This is a genomic window from Psychromonas sp. SR45-3 (assembly GCF_014163575.1).
Lineage (GTDB): Bacteria > Pseudomonadota > Gammaproteobacteria > Enterobacterales > Psychromonadaceae > Psychromonas > Psychromonas arctica.
The window spans coordinates 1-233 of sequence record NZ_JACJDP010000133.1; the positions used below are offsets into that span (position 1 = coordinate 1).

Below are 233 nucleotides of genomic sequence, written 5' to 3' on the forward strand. Positions count from 1 at the left end.
TTCTAATCAAACAATCTGTGTGGGCACTCGCTAAGTATTTGCGAAGCAAAAACTTTGGCCGGTAGGTTTATTTGCCTAAGCAAATTCACCGTAAGGCTTGTTGATGTCTTTCTTTACGTAAGGAGGTGATCCAGCCCCAGGTTCCCCTAGGGCTACCTTGTTACGACTTCACCCCAGTCATGAACCACACCGTGGTCATCGCCATCCCCGAAGGGTTAAGCTAATGACTTCTG

Annotated in this window: 1 rRNA gene; it reads right to left on the bottom strand. The window is 47.6% G+C overall.

What is annotated here, in order from left to right:
• Positions 1-118 precede the first annotated feature (118 nt).
• Positions 119-233 (bottom strand): 16S ribosomal RNA (locus tag H5084_RS19420); the annotation flags it as partial.